The sequence below is a fragment of the Streptomyces sp. NPDC051740 genome (assembly GCF_044453165.1).
GTDB classification, from domain to species: Bacteria; Actinomycetota; Actinomycetes; order Streptomycetales; family Streptomycetaceae; genus Streptomyces; species Streptomyces atrovirens.
Genome location: NZ_JBITCL010000027.1, coordinates 62,893 through 85,836, shown reverse-complemented (window position 1 = coordinate 85,836; position 22,944 = coordinate 62,893). Strand labels below are relative to the sequence as shown.

At 68.2% G+C, this 22,944-nt stretch carries 13 protein-coding genes and 3 pseudogenes; 8 read left to right on the top strand and 8 right to left on the bottom strand.

Translation table 11 applies throughout. From position 1 onward, the window contains the following. Positions 1–534, top strand: a pseudogene (locus ACIA6T_RS31605) (IS701 family transposase); the annotation flags it as partial. Between the two features lie 92 nt (positions 535–626). Here the strand turns inward: ACIA6T_RS31605 and ACIA6T_RS31600 are convergent. From ACIA6T_RS31600 to panD, 3 genes are read right to left on the bottom strand one after another with little or no spacing between them, the layout of a single operon-like run. Then, on the bottom strand, positions 627–1,328 hold the full coding sequence (locus tag ACIA6T_RS31600; protein ID WP_399449942.1) for a DUF899 family protein: 702 nt from the start codon (positions 1,326–1,328) through the stop codon (positions 627–629). Between the two features lie 13 nt (positions 1,329–1,341). Continuing rightward, positions 1,342–1,686: a GNAT family N-acetyltransferase gene (locus ACIA6T_RS31595; protein WP_399449943.1), complete on the bottom strand. Its 345-nt coding sequence runs from the start codon at positions 1,684–1,686 to the stop codon at positions 1,342–1,344. Positions 1,687–1,720: 34 nt separating this feature from the next. Continuing rightward, the gene (gene panD, locus ACIA6T_RS31590) at positions 1,721–2,143 is read right to left on the bottom strand and encodes an aspartate 1-decarboxylase (protein ID WP_391791724.1); all 423 of its coding nucleotides are present in this window, start codon (positions 2,141–2,143) and stop codon (positions 1,721–1,723) included. A gap of 375 nt (positions 2,144–2,518) precedes the next feature. Between panD and ACIA6T_RS31585 the strand changes: the two are divergent. Further along, a pseudogene (locus tag ACIA6T_RS31585) lies at positions 2,519–2,698 on the top strand (IS701 family transposase); the annotation flags it as partial. After that, positions 2,647–3,659: pseudogene (gene xerC / locus ACIA6T_RS31580) on the top strand (tyrosine recombinase XerC). The pseudogenes ACIA6T_RS31585 and xerC, both read left to right, overlap by 52 nt. 17 nt (positions 3,660–3,676) lie before the next feature. On the opposite strand, the gene ACIA6T_RS31575 reads toward xerC, so the two are convergent. Beyond that, the gene (locus ACIA6T_RS31575) at positions 3,677–4,747 is read right to left on the bottom strand and encodes an ISAs1 family transposase (protein ID WP_399449941.1); all 1,071 of its coding nucleotides are present in this window, start codon (positions 4,745–4,747) and stop codon (positions 3,677–3,679) included. A 147-nt stretch (positions 4,748–4,894) separates the two neighbouring features. Between ACIA6T_RS31575 and ACIA6T_RS31570 the strand changes: the two genes are divergently transcribed. Then, on the top strand, positions 4,895–5,245 hold the full coding sequence (locus tag ACIA6T_RS31570) for a hypothetical protein (protein ID WP_399449940.1): 351 nt from the start codon (positions 4,895–4,897) through the stop codon (positions 5,243–5,245). A gap of 146 nt (positions 5,246–5,391) precedes the next feature. On the opposite strand, the gene ACIA6T_RS31565 is transcribed toward ACIA6T_RS31570, so the two are convergent. From ACIA6T_RS31565 to ACIA6T_RS31550, 4 genes are all read right to left on the bottom strand, one after another. Next, complete coding sequence (locus ACIA6T_RS31565) at positions 5,392–5,649, bottom strand: MafI family immunity protein (protein ID WP_399449939.1); 258 nt, start codon at positions 5,647–5,649, stop codon at positions 5,392–5,394. Between the two features lie 10 nt (positions 5,650–5,659). Next, positions 5,660–12,208 (bottom strand): polymorphic toxin-type HINT domain-containing protein, encoded by a 6,549-nt coding sequence (locus tag ACIA6T_RS31560; protein WP_399449938.1) that lies wholly within the window; start codon positions 12,206–12,208, stop codon positions 5,660–5,662. A 565-nt stretch (positions 12,209–12,773) separates the two neighbouring features. Continuing rightward, entirely contained in the window at positions 12,774–15,383 is a 2,610-nt protein-coding gene (locus ACIA6T_RS31555; protein ID WP_399449937.1) for a LamG-like jellyroll fold domain-containing protein, read from the bottom strand. A gap of 117 nt (positions 15,384–15,500) precedes the next feature. Then, complete coding sequence (locus ACIA6T_RS31550) at positions 15,501–16,409, bottom strand: hypothetical protein (RefSeq protein ID WP_399449936.1); 909 nt, start codon at positions 16,407–16,409, stop codon at positions 15,501–15,503. 1,705 nt (positions 16,410–18,114) lie between these two features. Between ACIA6T_RS31550 and ACIA6T_RS31545 the strand changes: the two genes are divergently transcribed. From ACIA6T_RS31545 to ACIA6T_RS31530, 4 genes are all read left to right on the top strand, one after another. Next, entirely contained in the window at positions 18,115–19,737 is a 1,623-nt protein-coding gene (locus ACIA6T_RS31545) for an ISL3 family transposase (RefSeq protein ID WP_399449935.1), read from the top strand. A gap of 434 nt (positions 19,738–20,171) precedes the next feature. Further along, complete coding sequence (locus ACIA6T_RS31540; protein WP_399449934.1) at positions 20,172–21,485, top strand: NtaA/DmoA family FMN-dependent monooxygenase; 1,314 nt, start codon at positions 20,172–20,174, stop codon at positions 21,483–21,485. Next, a complete protein-coding gene (locus tag ACIA6T_RS31535) occupies positions 21,485–21,994 on the top strand; it encodes a flavin reductase family protein (protein WP_399449933.1) in 510 nt (169 codons plus the stop codon). Before ACIA6T_RS31540 ends, ACIA6T_RS31535 begins: the two co-directional genes overlap by 1 nt. Before the next feature lie 170 nt (positions 21,995–22,164). After that, positions 22,165–22,881: an NADPH-dependent F420 reductase gene (locus ACIA6T_RS31530; RefSeq protein ID WP_399449932.1), complete on the top strand. Its 717-nt coding sequence runs from the start codon at positions 22,165–22,167 to the stop codon at positions 22,879–22,881. Positions 22,882–22,944 lie beyond the last annotated feature (63 nt).

Sequence of the window (22,944 nt, the reverse complement as noted above, 5' to 3'; positions counted from 1 at the left end):
GGCGCGAAAGGCCCACGCCACTATGACTGGGCCTGGATCCACACCGGCACCGACGAACACCGACACCTGCTGATCCGCCGCAACCGCACCACCGGCGAACTCGCCTTCTACCTGTGCTGGTCACCTTCCGCGGTTCCTCTTGCGGAGCTGGTCCGGGTGGCCGGTGTCCGCTGGAGCATCGAGGAGTGCTTCCAGGCCGCCAAGGGCCAGGTCGGACTCGACCACTACCAGGTCAGGCACTGGACCTCATGGCACCGGCACATCACCCTCGCCATGCTCGCCCTGGCCTTCCTGACCGCCCTCGCCGCCGGCACGGCCCCCACCACGTCCGCGGAATCGCGCCACCCCGCCCGCAGCCGCGACCCGATCAAGCTGACCGTCCCGGAGATCCGTCACCTGCTCGCAGCCGTCTTCACCCCGCCGGCCCTGTCAGCGACCAGGCTGCTGCACTGGTCCAACTGGCGCAGACGCCACCAGGCAACAGCCCGACGCAGCCACTACAAACGACGAGCCGCCGACGAACCTGCTGGATAGATCACGAAACCGCACTGGAGTACTAGGACGGACGGGAAGGGCGGTGGGCGGCCTCTCGGTCGTCCACCGCCCTTCCTGTCGTGACGGCCGTGTCAGCTCAGCGGCGGACCGGGTTCCGGATCCGGCACCGGCTCGGGGCCCGGCGGGATCGGCGACGGTGACGGCTCGGGGGGACCCGGGTGCGGCGGGGGCGGCTGCGGTCCCGGGCCCGGCGGCTGCGGGGCCGGCTCCGGACCGGGGCCCGGCGGCGGAGGGGTGGGGGCCGGGCCGGGAGGCGGCTCGGGTGAGGGCACCGGGTCGGGGTAGGGCTCGGGGTGCGAGGGGTCCGGGCCCGGAGTGGGCCCTGGAGTGGGGCCCGGCGGGACGGGGTCCGGATACGGGTTCGTCATGGCGCGTGTCCTCCGGCCTGTCGGTCGACGTCGGCTCTGGACTACTCCCCCGCCTACCCGACGGGCGCCTCTCCAGTCACCCGCCCGGGTGACGGCCGGGGGCCGGGTGGCTCCGGTCCGGGGCGGAGCGTCAGGCGGAGGGGGGAGGGCGTCGGAGCGGCCGGCTTCGGTGCGCGACCCCTGGGGGACGGGGCGTCCGTCGCTCCGCGGCCGGACGGCATCGACGGGCGCGCCCGGAACGGTGGGCCGGCCGGAGGGCGAGTCCTCCCACAGCTCCTGGCGGCCGTACACGGTGAGATCCATGAGCGCGTAGCCGTGGTCCATCGCCTCCACGCCGCGCCGGGTCGTCCGGTACGTCTCGAAGACGCGGTCGCCGTCCCGCAGGTGGCACACGACGTGCGTCATGCCGACGCGGACCTCAGAACCGCCCCGGATGCGCCGCCAGCCACTCCTTCGCCGCCGGGATCAGCTCCGGCCCGGCCGGCGGGGCGTCGTCGGCGTGGCGCTCGGCCCACTTGGCGACGTACGGGCAGAGCGGGACGACGGCGCTGTCCTCGCGGGCGGCGGTGGCGTAGAGCTCGCGGGCGAGGGAGCCCGCGATGCCCTTGCCCTCGTGGGCGGGCTCGACGACGGTGTGCACCGGCACGAGCGCGCGCTCGGGGACGTCGAGGACGAAGTACTCGATCCGCCCGACGACCCCGCCGTCCGCCACCGCCTCGAGCCGACCCGCCGCCCGGTCGTCACGGATCTCGATGTCACCCATGGTCACGTCACGCCCCTGCCTCGGTCTGCGCCGGTCAGGCCGTGGTGACGGCCCCCGGGCTGCGCTCCTGGTCCGACCCCGGCACCGGCTCGGACGGGTCGGCCCCCAGGGACACGATGCGGTTGTCACCGTCCACGTGCACCACCCGGGGTTCCAGCGCCCGTGCCTCGGCGTCGGTCACCTGAGCGTAACTGATGATGATCACCAGATCACCGGGCTGGACGAGATGGGCGGCGGCTCCGTTGATCCCGATCACCCCGGACCCGCGCTCCCCCTCGATGACGTACGTCTCCAGCCGCGCCCCGTTGGTGATGTCGACGATGTGCACGAGCTCACCGGGCAGCAGATCGGCGGCGTCGAGCAGCTCGGCGTCGATCGTCACGGATCCCACGTAGTGCAGGTCGGCCTGGGTGACGGTGGCGCGATGGATCTTGGACTTGAACAGAGTACGCAGCACTTTGGACTCCTGGAAGACGGCTCCCTGCCTGCTTTGTGCAGGTCAAGGGCGGTCTTCACTGTACACGGGCACACGTCGGAGTCGAAGATGGTGAAAAACATCGTTCATTCTGGCGAGGAGGCTCCCTGCCTGCGTTTCTGTTCTGTGCGAACCGGGCTGTTGTGGCGCCGCCGACCAGGCGCCTGTTCGGACAGCCGTCTCGAAACGTCCGGGGACTGATGCTGATCAGATGCTGACTTACCTGACGACACGACAGGTACATGAGGGGCGCAGGACGAGTCGCTTCCCGAGAGCGCCTCATGCTCCAGTCCGGTTCCGCGATTTTGCGGTGGCCCCAGCTGGGAAGGGGTACGGCCACCGCGTGATCACTGGTTGGTGTGTGGGCAGCGGAAGAACTGCCGGCAGCCGGCCGAACAGGCCGGTCATGTCCGGCCGGGACCGATGCGGCATCTGCTGCGCTGTGCCCGCTGGGATATCGATGTGGTCCGTGACGACCTACGCGCCTGCATGGGCGATCACCTCGGCGCCGACGGGGGTGTGCTGATGGTGGACGAACCCGGCTTTGTGAAGAAGGGCCGGGCCTCGGCGGGCGTGCGGCGGCAGTACAGCTCACCCGCAAGCGCGTCCGCGTCTACGGCACCACCCGCAAAGACGCCCCGGTCGAGCTCACCGAGAAGATCACCGCCAGCAACCGCGACCTCCCCGTGCCCTCCGCGCAGGGCAGCGTGGCCGCGTACCTGGCGTACTGGCTGGAGAACGTCGCCGTCCACCGCCTCCAGGAGAACAGCCAGACCCACTGCACCGCCTGCGTGAACGACTACCTCGTCCCCGGGCTGGGTCGGAAGAAGCTCACCGCCAAGGTGTCCGCACCTGGCTCAACCAGCTCCGCACCACCTGCCAGTGCTGCCGCAAGCCGCTCTCCCCGCTGACGCTCACCTACATCCACTCCGTGCTCAAGTCCGCCCTGGAGCACGCCGTCCGAGAAGAGGAGATCCCGCGCAACGTCCGCACCGGCACCCCGAGGCCCCGACGCTTCGAACCCCTCACCGCCGACGAAGCCCGCCAGCTCCTCACCACCGCCCAAGGCCACCGGCTGCACGCCCTGTTCGAACTAGCCCTCCACACCGGACTCCGCAAGGGCGAACTCCTCGGCCTGCACTGGACAGACCTCGCCCTCGACGCAGGCACCGCCGCCATCCGCCGCACCCTTCAGCGCACCGCCGCAGGCGGGCTCACCGCGCTGCCCACCAAGACCCGCGCCTCTGAATGTTGCATCGCCCTCCCCACACCCTGCCTCCAGTCGCTGAAGCTCCACCACGAGCAGCAGCAGCGCGAGCGTGAGGCCGCGGGCACCACATGGCAGCACGACGGGCACGTGTTCACCACCGACCAGGGCCGACCGATCGACCTGACCAACATCACCCGCGCCTTCACCACGCTCCTCCGCAAGGCCGGCCTCCGCCGCGTCCGCTTCCACGACCTCCGGCACTCCACCGCCAGGGTCTTTGAGAAGTGATCTTGTATCCGGGTTCGTCATGCCAGGCCGAGAGCGGTGAGCGGCCGCAGGTGGTCGCGGGCGGTGCGGCGGAGTGCGGCTGCGATGTTGGTGTGGCCGTCCTGGCGGTGGACGCCGATGGCGAGGTTGCGCGGGCCGGCCATGACGCGGGGCAGGTGGTGGGTGCGGATCTTTGAGGCGTCCTCGTGGAAGGTCCGGTCGCGGACGTGGTGGAGCTGGTTCTCGATGCGCCAGTGGCCGCGGATCCAGGCCGCGAGCTCGCTTCCGTCGGCCGCGCCGGGCGGCAGGCTCGTGACCAGGTAGATCCGCTCGATCGTCAGCTTGCCCGTGCCCAGATCGCGTCTCCAGCGCACGACTTGGAGGGCCTGGCGGGCGTACGGGTAGTCGATGTGGGTGAAGGCGGCGGTCTTCAGGCGGCGGATCTCGTGGCGGTGATGGGCCCGGGTGCGCTGGATGTGGTCCAGGCGGATCTCGCGCCAGGGCAGGCGGCGGAGGCGCTCATGCAGTCCGGGGTGGTTCCGCTTCGCGACGGCCAGGTAGTGAGCCCCGCGTTCGTGCAGGTAGGCGGCGTGGGCGTGCTGGGTGTGCAGGGCGTCCGCCGTGACGACGGCACCGGTCAGGTCGATGCCGTCCAGGAGCGGGGCGAAGGCCGGGATCTCGTTGCTCTTGCTGTCGATCTGTCGTTGCGCGAGGACCTCGCCGCTGTGGGTCATCGCGGCGATCAGGGCGGTGGCCGTCCGGCTGACGGTGCGGGAACCGCGGAGTGTCTTGCCGTCGACGGCGATGACCTTTCGTCCCGGGGCCGGGGCCTTGCGTTCCTGGAGGAAGGCTCCGATGGCGCGGTCGAGAGCGTCACCGTCCGCGACGGCCAGAACGAGGCGGACGGTCGTGGCATGGGGCGGGCGGATCAGTCCGGTCAGCGGATCGGGGCGGAACCCGAGCAGGGCCAGGACGCGCTGCGGCGCGTCGGCGACCCACTCACCGATCGCCGTGACCGAGGCGGCGCCGGCCAGAACAGCGGCAGCCGCGGCGGTGAGCAGGGCCGTCCAGGGATAGCGGATGCCGCGACGGGCCCGCGGATCAGGCACCGTGGCCAGAAAACTCCGCAAGTCAGCCGCTGTCTCCAGCGGGATTGGGTCGGAGGCGTCCCCCAGTTGCCGGAGGTATGAGGGCATGCGGGAAGATGGGTGCGCAGGCATGGACTCGCTCGGTGCTCATACGGACTCGACACCCACATGATCACCAGCAGCCATGCCTGTTCTGCGTCCAGGGTGGCCCCCGACAGAAGTCGACAAGCCGTCACATCCGGGGCTCAGCAGGCGAACCGCCCTACCTCGGCACTTCTCAAGGACCCTGACTCCACCGCCCCCCTGCTCCTGGAACAGGGCGTCGAACTCGTCGTGATCAAGGAACTCCTCGGCCACGCCCACATCGGCGTCACCGCCACCGTCTACGCCCACGTCAGGCTCCGCCTCCAGCGGAACGCCATTGATGCCCTTGGCGCCGCACTCGTCGGCCGGGAGACCACCGAGACGGCACGCTCCGACGGCGATGAACCGCCACCCTGTGCCGCGCTCGTCCGCTGACGTTGCCGTCAATTACTGCCGTCACCCCACGCTGAAGCCCCGCCAGGACGTACCTGGCGGGGCTTCAGATTTGCGGTCGCTCACTCCGAACCGAGTCGCATCAGACGATCACGACGCGACCCAATTTAAAGCGGCGGGGAACTCGATCATCCCGTTACCAGCTCACGCATTCGCGTGACGAGATCGCGAGATCCAAGATCTTCCGACAGCCGGACAAGCCGCTCGTAGTACTCCTCGCTAATCGACAACTCGTCCTCGTAAATCCATGAGCACATGGTGTCGAAAGCTAGGGCAAACTCTCCGGCCGTCAGAAGGTCGCGCACGTCGACTGCAACCGAAGGCGCAGTGATGGGAGATTCCTCTAGTAGTCCTTCGATCTTGGCGGCGTACTCTACAGCTTCCACGGTGCCTCCATCAGGGCCGGTACGGGAAACCGGTCACAATCCGGTCCGTTGCAGGTTCATAAATGACCCTGATGTTCACGCCGTCCACTACTCCTTCAACCTTCCACCGCGACGGATCCCCGTTCCTCGTGTACAGGGCTCCAGCTCGGCCTGTCTGCTGCGTCCTAACGCTGTTGGGACTAGTCGCCACGTCGACAATGCTGTCGAGAATTTTGTCGGTGTCCCAACCGCGCGGAAACACGGTCTTCCCAGGCTGTCCCGGCCACTTATGACCGCCACCCGTTCTGTCACCGTGAATGATATGGAACTGCTCTTGCCCACCAATCAATTCGCGGCCGATGCCGGGGCAGTTGCTGTTGTGAACGAGGACCGGAGTCTCGCCCGCCAGCACATAGTACGTGTGCAGGTCCGCGACAGTGAGGTTGTACGTGACCGCGTGCTGCGTGTAGGCGCGGTTGCCCACCACGATAACCGTGTCGCCGTCGTCGGCGAGGAGGGTCATGCCCGGGTTGAGATCGCCGGCCTCGATCCATTCGTCCTCGGACGGGGACCAGAAGGGGTGTTCGTGTGTCGCCGTCAGTTCCTCGACGCCGTTTTCCGTGGCGATGGAAAGGTCATTGAAGTGCTTGTCGTCCTCGGTGACGATGAGGCGGGTAACTTCGCGTGGCCTGGTCTGTCCGGTTTCAGGGTCGGTGGCCTGGACCTCGTCACCAAGTTTGACGTCCTCGATGTCCTTGGTTGTTCCGTCAGCCATGAGGACGTCGGTACCGGCCAGGAAGCACTTGCAGCCGGGAACTTCGGCGCCGTCACTCTTCTTCCCGGCATCGGCCGCGTCTTCGACGGCGTCCTCGCCCTTCTTCAGCTTGCCGAGCTTGAGCAACTTGAGCCACTTCAGCACGGGCACCTCGCCGAGCGTGGATCCGCAGTCCATGCTGATCCCCGGGTCGTTGGCACACCCCTGCGCCGCCTTGACGTCCGGTAGGGCGACCGCGCCGATGAACTTCAGCACTGTCAGCATCGGGTCGTGCCCCTGTTCGGGGTAGGGACCCGGTACAGGCGCCGCTTGGGGGGATGGGGACGGCTCGGGTCCGCCACCGATGGCCTGGCCGGAGCTGCTTGTACTGGCCGTGCCGCAGTTGCTGTTGCAGGGGTGCTTGACCGTGGGTGGTCCGACGACGGCTTCGTTGGGGCGCCCGTTTCCCTTCGAGCCATCGGGGCGTGTCGGGCAGCCCTCCGACGCACCGCCGGCTCCGCCGCATGCGAGGCCCATGCCGGTGGGGTCGGAGTGGGTCACGGGGTTCTGGGCGGCGTAGCTGTAGCCGTTGAGGGTCTGGTGCTTGTCGAGCTCCAGGAGCGGGTCGACGCTGAGGAACTGGCCGAGGGCGGGGTCGTATTCGCGGGCGCCGATGTGGGTGAGGCCGGTGTCGGTGTCGGCGCTCTTGCCGAGGAAGCCCTTGTCGTCGGGCCAGGGACCGTGGAGGGGGGCGCCCCTGTCTTCGCCGAAGGGGGACAGGTAGCGCTTGGTCAGGGCCTGGGTGTCGGCGGTGATGGCGGTGGTGCTGGTGCCGTGGCGGTCACCGGCCAGGTAGCTGATCTTCTCCGTGCCGGACTGGTTGCTGCGCAGGGCGATGACGGAGCCGGCGTAGGTGTAGTAGCGGTTGGCCCACTTCTTGCCCGCCTTGAGATGGACCTCGGTGGCCCCGAGGTGGAGGACGGTCTCTCCGTCGCTCGCGGTGTTGCGGCGGATGAGGAGACTGCCGTCCGGGCCATAGATGTAGTCCGTGGCGCGTGCGGCGCCGCCCGGGTCCTCGGTCAGGCGGGAGAGTTTCCCCTCGTCGTTCCAGTCGAGTTTCTGCGTCGTGCTGCCGTCCGGGCGTTTGGTGGTGTTGCCGGCCGCGTCGTAGTCGTATGTCGCGGTGGCGCCGGTGCAGGTGCCGGTGGTGATGGTGGCGAGCAGGGTGTGGGGCTGGGTGGCGCCTTGCTTGTAGCAGGAGGTGGTAGTGGTCGGACTGCTGCCGTGGGTGGTTTCGGTGACCCGCTGGCCTGCGGTGTTGTAGGTGTAGCTGGTCCAGTAGGGGGCGGCGCCGCCGAGGTTGGCGGTGGTGCGGTGGTCGGGTGTGCAGTCGGCGTCGGTGGGTGTCCATGCCTCGGTGAGGCGCTGGTAGCCGTCGTAGGCGAAGCACTGGGTGTCGGCTTTGCCGGTGCCGGCGAGGGTGGTGGTGTCGGAGATCTTGGTGACGTTGCCTGCGTCGTCGTAGTTGTAGTGCAGGTTCAGTGCGTCGTAGGCGTGGGAGGTGGCGCGGACCTGGGTCTGGGTGAGGCGGTGGGTGCCGTCCTCGTAGCCGTTGGTGATGTCGATCTTGTTGGTGCCGGTCGCTTCGGAGACGCCGAGCTTGAGGGTGGAGACCTGGGCCAGGTCGGTGTAGGTGGTGCCCAGGACGATGCCCTTGTTGCCGCCGGTGAGGGTGGTGGGCAGGCCGCGGTCGGAGTAGTCGTAGCTGATGGTCTCGGAGGACAGGCCGCCGGCCGCGGGCTCGGTGGTCTGCTCCAGGGTGCCGTCGGTCTTGTAGTGGGCGGTGAAGCTCAGCGTGTTGGAGGCGAGGGCGCCGGAGGTCACCAGCGGGTCGTCGGCCGGGAGGGTGAGGCTGGATCCGGTGACGTGGTAGCGGCTGTCGTATTCCGTGACGCTCTGCGTGTACGCCTTGCCGGTGGTTCCGCCCGTGTAGCGGGTGGCGGTGGCGGGCTGGCCCTTGCCGGAGGTGACGGTGTCGTAGGTGAGGTGGGTGAGTTTGTTGGCGTCCGTCTTCTGCGCGGCGAGCACCGTGGGATCGGTCAGGTCCGCGCCTGTGGCGGCCTTCCAGGTGTCGGTGACCCTGCCGAGCACGTCGTAGGCGGAGACCACCGCCTGTCCGGTGGATCCCTTGGTCCAGGACACCTGGTCGAGGGCCGTGTAGCCGGTGGTCGTGGTGCCCTTGTCCGGGTCGCTCGTCGCGACCTGACGGCCGTAGAGGTCGTAGGTGTACGACCAGACCGTGCTGTCGGGGCCGGTGATCGTCTTCTGTTTGCCGTCGGGGGTGTAGGTGAAGCGGGTGCGGGTGTAGTCCGCGCCGACGGAGCCGCCGTACTCGCTGTCCGCCGGCGAGGTGCCGGCGTACTGGCGGGTCTCGACGGTGCGGCCGAGGGCGTCGGTGATGGCGCGGGCGGCCGAGCCGCCGTCGACTGCGGTGGTCGCGGTGGAGTCACCGGTATAGGTGGTCGTGGTCTGCCACTTCTGCACCCCGCCGACCAGGAACGCGCTCGTCACCGGACGCCCGGCCGCGTCGTACCCGGTCTTGGTCAGGCTCGGTGTTTCCCCGTACTCGGCCTGCGTGTACGTGCCCGACGGCGCGGCCGTGTCGAAGATGTCGGCGTAAGCCTCGTAGGCCAGGCCGCGGCTGTCGTAGCGGGTGTCGGTCAGGATCCGGCCGCTCGTCGCACCCGGTGACTGCGTCTGCAGCGGGCGCAGCAGCGAGTCGAAGATCGTGTAGCCGGTGGAGTAGGTTTTGCCGTCCGCCTTCAGAGTCCCGGTGGAGGTCCAGGAGGGGGCGGTGCTGGAGACGGAGTAGTCGAACACGTAGCTGGCGCTCTGTCCGCCTGAGCGGATGCGGTTGGCCAGCCACACCGCTGTGGTGCGGCCCAGCGCGTCATACGCCGTTTCCGTGGTCCGGTTGTTCGGGTCGAACACCTTCGTCGGCTGGCCGCGTCCCGGATCAAGGTAGGTGTAAGTGCTGTACTGCTTCGGGTCCTTGACCTGGATGCGGGTGACCGGGCCGGTATCCGCGGGTATGTACGTGGTCCTGGTCGTGTTGTTGCCCGCGTCCGTCGCGGTCAGCATCCGGCCCAGCGTGTCGAAGGTGGCCTTGCCGACGGTCTGCCAGGCGGACGGGCTGCGCTCACCGCCGGACACCCCAGCCGGGTAGGCCGAGGCACGGCCGGTCCAGGTCACCTCGCCCTTGGTCGGGGTCTGTGACGCGGTCCATGCCGTGGCGGTCGAACTGTCGTAGACGGTCGCGATGTCGGAGATGACATCCCCGGCCGAAGCGACATTGGACGGCAGGGAGAGGTCTGCCTCGCCGACCGAGCACGCCCTGCCCACCGTCCTGGCCCGGGAGGTAAGGGAGTTGATGCCCAGGCTGTCGTTGCGGGCGTACCAGGTGCGGGTGCAGGTCTCGTCGCCAGACTTGGCCGTGTCGCCTGCGTTGTCGGTCTTCACGGCCATGCCGTAGTCGTCGTACGTGGTGCTGCTGGATACCGAACGCCAGGACCGCGAAGCGGTCAGGTAGGTGTGCGTGGCCGTCTTGCCGGTGCGCACGTAGTACGCCTCGGTGTCGGCGTACGACTTGTGCTGCGTGGCCGTCTTCTTCGACCACGGGTCGTTGACGGTGACCGTGACCGGAGTGGCGCCGTTGTAGGTGATCTGTTCGCGCAGGAAACCGGAGTAGGGTTCGCTGTCCTTCCGATCGGCCACGTCCAGGCCGTCGAAGCCGATCCCGGGCACGGTGGCGGTGCGACGGGTGTCGGGGTCGAGGGTGCCGTCCGCGTTCAGGAGGCGGTCGCCGTCCATGCCCTGCAGGTACACCGACGTCACCTTCGACAGGTTCGAGCCCGCTCCCTGGGTGACGGTGACGGTGCGGTAGCCTCGCCAGAGGGACCAGGTGCGCTCGTCGGCCGGGGTGAACGGCGAGTCGTTGTAGTGCCAGGCCGGCTTGGAGTAGGCGTACTGGCTCTCCATGGTCGCGCCGTGCCCGGTGGGGTCGCTGGTGACCACAGCCGTGACCCGGTACTTGTGGAACCAGTCGATCGAGGCTTCCTCGGCCCCGTTGATGTGCCAGTACTGCGGATAGCAGGACTTGCTGTTGTCGTCCTCGGCCGCCGGCATGCTGCCGCCCCGGACACATTCCTGCCCGGAGAGGGTCACGTCGGTGATGGCACCGGTCTCCGAGATGACTTTGCGGATGCGCGGCTTGGTCAGGGGCAGGATGTCGTCGCGATCGCCGTCGACCCGGTTGGGCCGCATGTCGTAGGCGAAGGTCACCGGGTCCAGGTCGATCGCGGTGCCGTTCTTCCCCGTGTGCTTGACGCTCTTGAGCGTCAGGGTCTGATCGGTGGTGTCACCGATGTCACCGCCGTCCAGGTACTCCTGGGTGAGATCCCAGGTGTCCACCGGCGAAAAACTGCTACTGCCGGCCGACCACACGAACGTGTCGATCCGGGTCAGCCGCTTCCGGGAAAAGAACGACGGGCTGATGACGTCGCAGTCCTCGCCGGACGCGCAGATGAAGTCGAAGGGCACGTCCGGCCAGTTCGGGGCCGTGGAATCCTTCAGCTCCGAGCAGTCGGAGGCAGTGCAGCGCTCCGCATACGAGAACTCGACCTTGCCCGCGGTCACCCCCGTGAACAAGGAACCGGAACGCTGCCCATAGAGAATCTTGGTGAGGTAGCCGCCCCGGGTGTAGGAAGCGGTGGCTGTGCTCGCGTCGTTCTTGGCGTAGGAGTTGGACTCCTTGGTGTACCAGTACGACATCGCGTTGTCGTGCAGGTCCTCGACATAGTCGAGGTTCCACCGCCACGCCTGCGTCACCGCACGGTCCGCGAACGTGCTGCCCTGGTCGTAACCGGGCTCACCGGCGTCGTCGCCGAACACCGGTACTGTCCATACCGAGTTGGTGTGTTCGGTGTCGGCTCCCGGAAGTTTGTTCAGGCCGAACACGTAGCGGGTGCCGTCCCCGGCGGTGACGGTCCAGTGTTCGCCGTTGTTGTCGCCGTTGTCCGCGTCGGTCGACAGCGTCACTGTGGAGGCATCGTCGTCTTTCAGCCGCCACGTGCCCGTGGTGTCGTCCTTGACCAGCTCGGACGCCTTGCCGTTCAGGACCAGGCTGGCGTTGTCGATCTTCCAGCACAGATCGGACTTGTCCGTCTGCCCGTCCTCGTCACACGCCCCGTAGGTACGCTCGATGTACGAGTTCGCGGACAGCTCGAAGCCCTCACCGACCTGGGTGGACTGATTGTTCGTCGACGCCGTCCTGCCGTCCACCGAACCCGAGTCGTACCCGAGGGACAGCGAAGGGGCCGGGCCCGGGGCCGGGGGAACTGTCATCGGGTACGACCAGGTGAACGCGCCCGACGACCCGCCCGCCTCCCACGTGGCCGATGGCGACAGCTGGGTGGCCGTGTAAGTGCCCGACCCCGAGGCCGACTCACCCGACGTGGTCGCCGCCAGGGCCAGCACCGTGGAAGCGGAAGCCGACAGGGTGAGGGTGCCGGTGACGGACTGCTCCGAGACGTCGTTGGCCGACGCCACCTTCGTGGTGGTACGGCACTGTGCCTTCTCAGGCGTCGTCAGGGCACACGCCGGAAGCCGGACCAGCCCCAGCCTGCCCGACCAGCTACCACCGTACGCCGAGGCGAACTCGCCGTATCCCACGCGGATGTCCGCGACGCCGGCCTGCGAAGCCTTCGCCGACAGCACGACGCCCTTGATCCCCAGGCGCACCGCAGCCTGGTGGCCCAGGACACGCACCTGCGCTTCTCCCGCAGCCGATGGCTTCGCGGACTTCGCCGCTTCCGCGGACTTCGGAGCGCTGACTGCGACCGGCAGCCCGCCCACGGGCGCGGCCGAGGTCTTTCCTGTGGCAGTCACGTTCAGGCGGCCCTCACCCCCCTGCGGCCAGGCTGCCTTCTGCTGGCTCTTCGCAGTCTTGACCTGGGCCTCGTTCCTCTTCCGAGCGGCAGCGGCCCTGTCCCTCTCCGCCTTGGCACCGAGGCCGGTCACCGCCTCGGTCCTGCTGACCTTTCGCTCCCACAACGGCTTCAGCTCATGCGATGCCTCGGCCGCCTGGACCACAGGGGTCAGCCCGCCCGCGGTCACTGCCACGGTCACCGCCAGAACCAGCCCGAATCTGCCCCGCTCATGCCAACGCCGCCGGCGCGGCACCCGTCTTTTGAACACCGACAACCCCCATCAGGGTCACGAAGCGACTAAGGATGATCAGCAGCCCCACACGGGTGCCGCGCCGTGCACAGTGGTGCTTGGGTGGCTGGTGGCCGATGCTGCATGCGTGCGCCGCATCGGCCACCACGCCAGGTCAACCGGACACGTCGTCGTTCTCGTCGTCCTGTGCGACGCCGACCAGCGGCCCGACCTGGTTCTCCTCGGCCGCACCCACCCAGATCCTGATGTCCGTGACCTCACCGGGCAGATAGTGGCCCCACGTGCTGTTGACGAAGCCCTTGCCGCCGGCCAGTTCGCCCGAGCCGATCACTGCGGTGTACGCGGTGTCCGGTCCGTTCTGCGTGGAGGCGAGGTACAGCCGGATCGTCCCCTCCTGGGCGTCGTACACCCCGGTCAGGCGTACCGCACCGCCGGAGGCCGCCTCCTCGGAGTCGACCGCGGTGAAGGAGCCGTCGCTGTTGAGGCGGCCGAAGCGCCAGAAGCCCACGGGACGAGTGAGCAGGTCGCCGGTCTCCTCGTCGATGTACTCCTCGGCACCGGTGCGCTGGTACCACAACCCCCAGGCCGACCCGTCGGCGGTGCGCTGCCCGAGGATCTGGGCCGTGTAGCCGTTCGCCTTGGCGTTCAGGGCCTGTTGATCGAGTTCGACCTCGACGGTCGTGGTGAAGGACTCCCGGTCGTCGATGACCGGTCCCGGTGTGGTGATCGAGTCGTTGACGCCGTCCAGCACGATCGCGTCGTCGGTGACCGCGGCACCGCCGTTCATCTGCAGCGCACGGCCGTAACCGCTGACGGTGTCCGTGAGGGCGGCTGTGCCCGTGCTGCCCTGCGGTTGCCAGGCCGCCACGAGTTCCACCGCCCGTGCGCTCTCGTCCGCGTTCAGCAGCTTGGCCGCCTTGGCAACCTCGGCGTCCGGCAGAGCCGTCTGGTACGTGGCGACCTCGTCGACGCGGCCCTTCCAGTAGTTGTTGTACGTGCCGCTGGTGGTGCCCGCGCGGCCGACCTGGAAGGCGCCGTCCACCACGGTCGGCAATCCCGCCTCCGGCACCGGCACGGGATCACCCTGACGCTTACCGTTCACGAAGAGGCTGAGGGTGTGGGCCTCACCGTCGTAGACACCGGCCAGATGCGTCCAGGTCTTCAGGGTGATGCCCGGTGTCGCGTCCGCGCTCGCGCCGATGTGCTTACGCGTGCCGTTCTCGTACCAGTGCGTCAGGAACACCCAGCGGCCGATGTTCGGCGAGTAGTACAGCGAGAATCCCTTGTTGTCACTCCCGGTCTGGGACAGCACCGTTCGAAACGCCGTGTCGTCCGTCGGATAGGCCCAGGCCGACACCGTGAACGAGGACTGCGCATTCACCACCGGACCCGCGGAATTCGCATAGCCGGTCTGCTGGGTGCTGTTCGTCGTGTCGTTCAGCCACAGCGACCGTCCGCCCTCACCGGTGCGGGAGAACGTAGACCAGCCCGCGCCGTCCCGCAGAGTGAGGTTGTGCCGGCTGCCGGGGGCCGTCCCCGCATCGGCCGCGAACGTCGCCCCCGACCCGGGCGCGGAGTCGTCGAAGTGCCACAGCCCCGAGGGGCCCTCGCCTTCGGCGACGTTGAAGCGGACCGCGGTGGTCTCTCCCGACTGGCCACTTCCCACACTGTCCACCGCCCGCACGTACAGGACCTGCACGCCTGAGAGGGCGGGTCTGACCGAGCGGGTGAGCGTGCTCGTCGCCGCTACCTTCGTCCAGGCTCTGTCGGTGGCGAGCTTGTACTCGAACGCGACGACGTTGGCGTCGGAGGAGTTCTTGGTGAAGGTGAACTGGCCGGCGATGCCGGGGCCGCCCGTCGCCTCACCGCAGCCGTCCCCGTCCTCGGGGCACACCGCGTACACCGCTCCGGCGGGGGCGGTGACCGTCGGTGCCTTCGGGCGGGTCGAGTCGATCGTGAAGTAGCACCAGCCCTTCGTCGTCACCGTGCTGTGACTCTGGATGGCGCTGGCACCGTCGTTGTAGTAGGAGCGTGTGAACACCGCCATGCGGTAGGAGGTGTTCTGCGCCAGCGTGACCGGAGAATCAACGGTCACCGGGGCGTTGTCCCCCACGTAGCCGCTCGACGGCCGGATCGGCTCGGTCGCCACCACCGTCCACCCGTCGGCCGTCTTGCGCTGCACGTAGAACCGGGCCCGCAGACTCGCCCCGCCCTCACCCCCCGAAGCGGCCTGCACCCTGGCGCTGAACTTCGGTGTCGGATCGGAGATCCACGCCGGATCCGAGGCGTTCGTCTCGCACGAGGACGCCACCGTCGGACTGGTCGGCACGGCCGGCAGCCCCACGTAGTCAACGGCCAGGACCGCGTCGTTGCGGAACCGCTTCCACGCCGCGGTGTCCGTCTCGTCCTTGGCCTTGAGCATCAATGTCAGGCGCGAGAACTTGCCGTCGGCGAAGCTCTTCACCGTCGGGGTGAGATTCTCGTAAGTCTCCTTCGGGTCGTCGTTGAATTCGATCGGGGCCGTTGGAGTATCCGGGTCGCACGACGAGCCACGGCCCGCCGAGACGTTCCGGTCACCCACCAGATCCAGGTGTGCGGGGCGCGAAGCCCACGTCGTGGACGAGGAGATGTTGTTGGTCCGGTACAGCTGCACCCATCTCGGGTCGCACTGGAATGCCCACGGCTCGGTGACCCGGAACGTGGCGTCCAGTATTCTCTTGCCCTTGAGGCTTGCCGGTGAGAACTCGAAATACAGGCGCTGCATGTAGCCCGGCCCGCAGTAGTAGATGCTCCAGGTACCGCACTTGCCGACACCCTTGCCCCGGTTGTCGTCGCCGTTGCCCCAGCCGTACGACTCATAGCCGTCCGACCGCAGCAGGGTTCACTCCGCCTCCCCCCACGTCACGGTGGGATCGATGTAGAGCGGGAAGTGCTGTGCCTCGGTGTCCGCCAGCAGCCCCGGATCGGGCGTGACCGTGAGAGAGTCCGCGTCCACCGCGATGTCCATCGGCTTCACCGTGTCGCCGGCCATCGGCTCGGCACCGGGCCCGCCGTCATCGGCTCCCTCACCGGGCTCCGCGGAAGCGCCGGCGGCCCGCAGGGACGACTCTGCCACCGACGGTGCGGCGCCGGCGCCTGCCGAGTCCCACATCTGCGCCCGCGGCGCGCGGAACACCCAGTTGCCGTCGGCATCGACAGCGTTGTAGCCGCCACTGTTGTTCTCCACGACGCTCAGCTGCGCCGTGTTCAGCGAGTACTCGATCCGCTCCAGCTCGGGCCGTGCGGCGGCCTCCGGGGTCTTGACGACCAGGACGTGCCGGAAACCCTCGGTCGAGGCCGTGACCTTCAGGTCCACGTCCTGCAGGACATCGCGGTACACCGCGCTCGTCCCGTCCAACTCGGGTTCCGGCAGCGCGCCGAGCCAGCCCAGGGCGAGAGACTGGCCGTCCTCCTCGATCCGCACCAGCGGATCTGTGTCCCCGCCCCCGGAGAACTCCATGCTCACGGCGGCGGCTTTGGGAGCCACCGTCCCGTCCGCCCGGCGCACCAGCGTCGCGTCCGGCGCCTGCCAGCCTCCGTCAGCCGTCGCCACCCGCACCGGAACGGCCGACTGCTCCAACGTGAACGTCTCACCGTCCGGGTTGGCGTACACGGTCGTGTCCTCCGACCGCTCCCCCACCACCTCGACCCGCTCGCCCGTCTCGCCGGCCTTCACCAACGCCTGCGCGGCCTCACTCTGTACGGAACCGTCGTCGACGGAAGCACCGGTGTGCGCAGTCGCCTGTGCCATCGTGGGCGTGAACTCCATCAGCAAAACAGCAGCCGTCAACGCCGCCAGAATACCGTGCGACCACACACGTCTTTGTAAACGCCCACGCACCGGTCCCGCCCCTTTTCCCATGTCAAGCTCCGACAAGCGCCCCCAGAAGAAGCCTCATACAACATCAACTTCCCGCACATGAAAAGCACTTCGTGAAGGCGAGACGGAGATAGCACAGCGACCTCCCCATAAACGCTTTCCAGGGACACTCCAGACGGAATATAAACCCGCCGCTCAGTGAACTCACATTTAATTCCACATGAAACAAAACCATCTGTCGGCGTTACTGGTAACGGTGAGTACGTTCGGGCCTCAGGCATGTGAGCCGGCGCTGCTCGGCCGGGCGCATGCCTATGGGTAACGGCGCCGCGGGGGCAGACCTCCATCGGGGACACCCCCATCGGCCCGGTGGCAACACACATCGCCTCGTATCGACTGCCCGCACCTCGCGCGCAAGACGCCCTGGCCGGCTGACGAACTCGGGCGTGCTCGATGGTGAACGCCATGTGCCGCCTCATGCGTCATGGCTACCTGCTGGGGATACCCATGTTGAACGACGCGATTGACGAGCGACTGGTGACGACCACCGGCACTGGACCGATCACCACGACACCGGGTCGGTCCGGCACAACCCCCGTTTCCGAGAGCCGACCCCATGCCACGGGCGCACCGTCGAGCCACGAAGCGAACTTCCGAGCGGAAGGCAGGCACCCGCACCCAGGTCCCACAGCGGCGGTCACCAGGTCAGCAGGCCGGACGCTCCCACGCCCGATGCTGACCGTTTGCTGATCTGGAGGCGACGATTAGGGATCTGACCTGCGGAAACACCCAAACGCTAGATCTTGGACTTGAACAGAGTGCGCAGCACTTTGGACTCCTCGAAGACGGCTCCCTGCCTGCTTTCTGCAGGTCAAGGGCGTCGTTCACTGTACACCGACACTCCTCACACCGGATCAGGGCCTGCGTCGACCACAAAACGGTACCGAACCTTCCCCTTGGCATCAGGGATGAGCTTCTTGATCGGATAAGACAGAACTGCCCGCTTTCCTTCAGTGTCGGAGCTTCTCGGGAACAGAGAAGTCGCCAGGGCTTGACGAACCACTCCAAGGGTTGCCGTGAACGCCGGTTTGGCCAACCGGCGAGCTGGTCTATGTTCCGCTCACCGTCGGCCGGGACCGGCCCTCCGCAGTCCCGTAAGAGTCCATGCGCGTGCCAGCCCCACTGGTGGGACTGCGGTGGTCCGCCCACTGCTCCCCGGAGCTCCGTACTCGGCCGTCCCAGGCGATCTTGTCCTTGCCGCGCATGGAGAGGGCCAGGAGCCTCACGTTGAAGCCAAACCTGTCTGGACCGCGCTCCTCTTTGGAGTGCATCCCCCGCTGGCGGCGAGCCGACAGCGTCGACACCCGGAGTTGACGAGCGCTCCCTCACCTCCGGTCGACCGCTTCCGGCATGCTGACGGGAGCGGCACACTTGACGTGGACCACCCTGACCCTCCAGGGGCGACCGCTGTGGTTGCGAGCTGACCCGGCCGCCGAGCGGGACCAGTATCGCCGGCACGATGGCCATGCGAACGATGAACGTTATGACCTGTGTCGGCGTCGGCTGAACCTGGGTGCTGGATCACTTTCCGTGCTCAGGCCACGGAGGGTCACCACAACCGCGATCATGAACGGTCGTGGCTGATGCACTCCTCCAAGACCTGTGGTTCCACCGGGTCGAGGGCGCTGTGATCGAAGATGTCGTATCCGACGGCGAGGTCGTGGTCGTTCGGGCCCGCGCGTCAGCGGACCGGGCTGTGTGCCCTGCCTGCGGAACGATGTCGGCTCGCGTGCACAGCCGGTATGAGCGTCGGCTCGCCGACAGCGCAGTCGGCGGCCGGCCTGTGGTCATCAAGTTACGGGTCCGCCGGTTCCGCTGCCGCCAGGGCGCTTGCCCGCAGAAGACGTTCGCCGAGCAGGTCGACGGGCTGACCTTCCAGCACGGGAGACGCAGCGCCGGACTGCAGACGGTGCTTGAGCGGCTGGCGGTGATGCTGGCCGGCCGAGCCGGTGCCCGCCTGGCGCACGCACTCGCCGTCCGGGCCAGCCGGTCGACGCTCCTGCGGCTGATACGCCGTCTGCCGGACCCTGCAACGCACACTCCGCGGGTCCTGGGCGTGGATGACTTCGCGCTGCGCAAGGGCCACAACTACGGCACCATCCTGATCGACATCGATACTCGCCGTCCGGTCGATCTGCTGCCCGACCGGACCACGGCGACAGTCGCCCGGTGGCTCGCCGACCATCCCGGCGTCGAAGTGATCTGCCGGGCCCGCTCCGTCGCCTACGCCGAGGCCGGCCGGCTCGGCGCCCCGGACGCGATCCATGTCGCAGACCGCTGGCACATCTGGAAGAACCTCGCCGAGGCCGTCGAGAAGACGGTCACCCAGCACCGCGCGCTGCTGCGTGAACCGCAGGACATGGCCCCAGAACGCACCGCTGCGCTCTCCCAGACCACGGAACTGGCACCGGAAGCCCCGGCGGAGGCACGGCAGTCCGGCCGCCTGTCCGATCGGGTACGCGAGCAGCACGCGGCCGTTCACACCTTGCTGAACGAAGGGCTCGGACTGCGAGCCATCGCCCGCCGGCTCGGCTTGGCCCGCAATACCGTCCGCCGACTTGCCCATGCGGCCACGGCGGACGAACTACTCGTCGGGCGATGGACTGGCCGCACCAGCATCCTCGACCCCTTCAAGCCTTACCTGCACCAGCGGTGGGCCGAGGGCTGCACCGTCGCTCGCCGCCTGTTCGAGGAACTCCACGAACGCGGCTACCCCGGCGGCGAAAGCGTCGTCAAGAAGTACGTGCAACGGCTCCGAGAAGCCTTCCCGCACAACGATCCGCCCCGCAAGAACCCGTCCACGCGGGACGTGACCAGCTGGATCACCCGCCACCCCGACCGCCTCGGCGACGACCAGGCCCAGCAGCTCAAGAAGATACTCACCCGCTGCCCCGAACTCGACCGAGCCGCCGAACACGTGCGTGCGTTCGCCGAGCTCATGAACAACCGCCAGGGTCGGCAGCCGGGCCAGTGGATCGAGCATGTCGAGGCCGACGAACTGCCGGCCCTGCACACCTTCGTCAACGGCCTCGGCCAGGACCTCGACGCCGTTGTCGCCGGCCTCAGCCTCTGCTACAACTCCGGCGCCGTCGAAGGCCACAACAACAAGATCAAGATGCTCAAGCGGCAGATGTTCGGCCGGACCAACTTCGATCTGCTCCGCAAGCGGGTCCTTCTTGCGGCACGAGGCCGTTCATGATCGCGGTTGTGGTGACCCTCCGTGGCCTGAGCACGGAAAGTGATCCAGAACCAGGATTCGAGCGACGCCGAGAACCTGTTGGCGGGTCTCACTCAGCCGGGGTCCCATACGTTCTCCACTTCCACCTACCAGGACACTTTCGGCGGCCCCCTTCCGGCACCGCACGCCGCGACCCTCTGGCTGACACACAGGCGTCGGCGATCGAGTCCAGGGACACAACTGCCCGCCACCCTCGCCACTCGGACTCAGAGGGACGTCGTTGGCCTGTACACCCAGGACTCCTGCATCTCGACTGCTCCCTTCTTTGCCCAACCTGGCCGCTTTGACAATACGGAGAATGTCTCCGTATTGTCGGGGCCTAATCGGAGACATCCTCCGTTTCGTTGTCCCGTCTGGAGGGGCCAGTCGTGTCAAGTCGTCAAATGCTCCTGTGCATGCAGTTCACCAGCGGCTACGGTGCCGAACCCGGGGCGTGGCGCCTTCCTGGGGCGAACCTGCGCAGCTATACGGACATGGACCAGTTCGTGCGGTACGCGCGGGCGGCCGAGCGGGGCAAGATCCAGTTGTTGTTCTTCGCGGACACTCCGGTTCTGGATGTGGACCTCGACCACCAGGTCCCGCATTTCGCGATGGATCCGCTGCTGGTGATGACGTCCATAGCGCGCGAGACGGAGCGGATCGGGCTGGTCTCCACCGCCTCCACCACCTTCAACGAGCCCTACAACCTCGCTCGCCAGTTCAAGGCGCTGGACGTGATCAGCCACGGCCGGGCCGGGTGGAACGCGGTCACCACCTCCGACCCGGCCGCCGCGGCGAACTTCGGCCGCGCTGTCCCGCCGCGGGCGGAGAAGTACGAGCGGGCCCACGAGGTCGTACAGATCGTGCAGGCGCTGTGGGGCAGCTGGGAGAAGGACGCGTGGGTCCTGGACGTGGACGGCAAGCGGTTCGCCGACATGGACAAGATCCAACCGGTCAATCTCCAGGGCCGACATGTCGCCTCCCGCGGCCCGTTGCCCATCCCGCCCTCCGAGCAGGGGCAGCCGGTCATCTTCCAGGCAGGTGGCGGCAGTTACGGCCTGGAGCTGGCCGGCCGCTACGCCGACGGCGTCTACGCCAACCCCTACACCATCGAGGACGGCCGGGCCCAGCGCCAGGCACTGCGCGATGCCGCCGAGCGTGCCGGGCGCGACCCGGACGAGGTGAAGATGTTCGCCGGTTTCATGCCGGCCATCGCAGCCTCCCGGCGGGCCGCCCTCGACCGGCGGCGGTTCCTCGACGAATCCGTGGACCTGCGCCAACGCGTCCGCTACCTCGGCGCCATGCTCGGCCTGCCGCTCGGCTACGAGCAGATCGACGAGCCTCTGACCGCGGACCAGCTGGCCGACGCCGTACCCAGCCCGCACGACCCGCGCTCCGCCCGCGCCCTTCAGGTGGCACGGGAGGGCTGGACCCTGCGCGACGTGCTCGCCCACGGCGTCATCGACTACCACCCGGTCGTGGCCGGCACCGCCGAGGACGTGGCCGACCACATGCAGCAGTGGTTCGAGGCCGGGGCCTGCGACGGCTTCTCCCTGGCCATCGACGGCTACCACGACGGCGTCGACGCCTTCGTCGACCAGGTCGTCCCCCTCCTGCAGGAACGCGGCCTGTTCCACCTCGACTACGAAGGCCCCACCCTGCGCGACCACCTCCACGCCCGCGAGCAGTACGGCCACGACCCGCGCGTCACGGAAGCGGCGGCCCGGTGATGTCCACCAGCGAGTCGCTGCGATCCGGCCCAGCGGCGCAGGAGTTCCGGGATGTCATGGCCGCCGTGATGTCTCCGGTCGCCGTGGTCACGGCCCTGGACGGCAGTCGTCCGCACGGCACCACGGTCAGCGCCTTCGCATCTTTGTCGATGGCGCCGCCCATGGTGCTGGTGTCGCTGGACGAACGCTCGCACCTGCTGGCGGTCATCCGTCGCAGTGGTCGCTTCGGCCTCAATGTCCTGGGCGCGCACCAGGCCGATCTGGCCTCCGCCTTCGCCCGCCCGGGCCCCGGCAAGTTCGACGGCGTCTCCTGGTCACCGAGCGAGGGACTGCCGCGGCTGCCGGATGCGGCCGCATGGATCGCCGCCGAGGTGGATGGCTGCGTCGACGCCGGGGATCACTCCGTCCTGCTCGCCCGTGTAACGGCCGCGGAGTTGGGCGGGGGATCTCTGAAACCGCTCACCTATCACCGGCGCTCCTTCGGCACCCACACGCCACTGGCCTATTGACCGTACGGCACGTCGAGGCAGGTATGAGGTCTGGGGCCTGATCACAGGCCCGGTACATGAGGCGACTCGTCTGCCCCGGCCCGCCCGGCTTGCGGCGCCGAGGACGACCGTCACCGAAACCTGCCCTGGGCCGCTCGGTCCCGGGCACACCAAGGAAGCAAGGAGCAACGATGCCGACGCTGGGAATCATCGGAAGCGGCAACATCGGGTCCGCGGTCGCACGGCTGGCGGTGGCTGCGGACATCGACGTGGTGCTCGCCAACTCACGCGGTCCCCAGAGCCTCACCGACCTCATCGAGGAACTGGGGCCGCGCGCCACGGCGGGCACCGTCGAGGAGGCCGCCCGCGCGGGGGAAGCGACCGTGCTCAGCATCCCCCTGACCGCGTACCGCGACCTGCCCGCCGGCCTGCTGGAGGGTAGGACCGTGCTGTCCACCGGGAACTACTACCCGTTTCGCGATGGCCGGATCACCGAACTCGACTCCGAGGAGGTGACCACGGCCGAGCTGGAACAACACCTCCTGCCCGGCGCGCTGCTGGTCAAGGCGTTCAACAACATCCTGGCCCACCACATCCCCCAGCTGGCCCGGTCCGCCGGGGCACCGGACCGCAGCGCCCTGCCCATCGCCGGCGATGACCGCGGCGTGAAGGTCCGGGCGGCAGAACTGATCGGCCGGCTCGGCTTCGACACGGTGGATGCCGGAACCCTGGACGAGAGCTGGCGCTTCGAGCCCGAGGCCGGCGCCTACACCCGTATCTACCTGGCAGATCCCGACGTGCCCGCCGAGCACATCATGCAGGCCCCTGCGGCGCCGCTGCCTGCCGACAAGCTGCAAGAGGCGCTGCGGACAGCCCAGCGGGTGAAGGTGGCCGCGCGCACCTTCTGACAGCACATGTCCGCGCAACGCCACCCTGGGGGCTGCGCGCCCCCTTGGGCCCCGGCGTCGAAC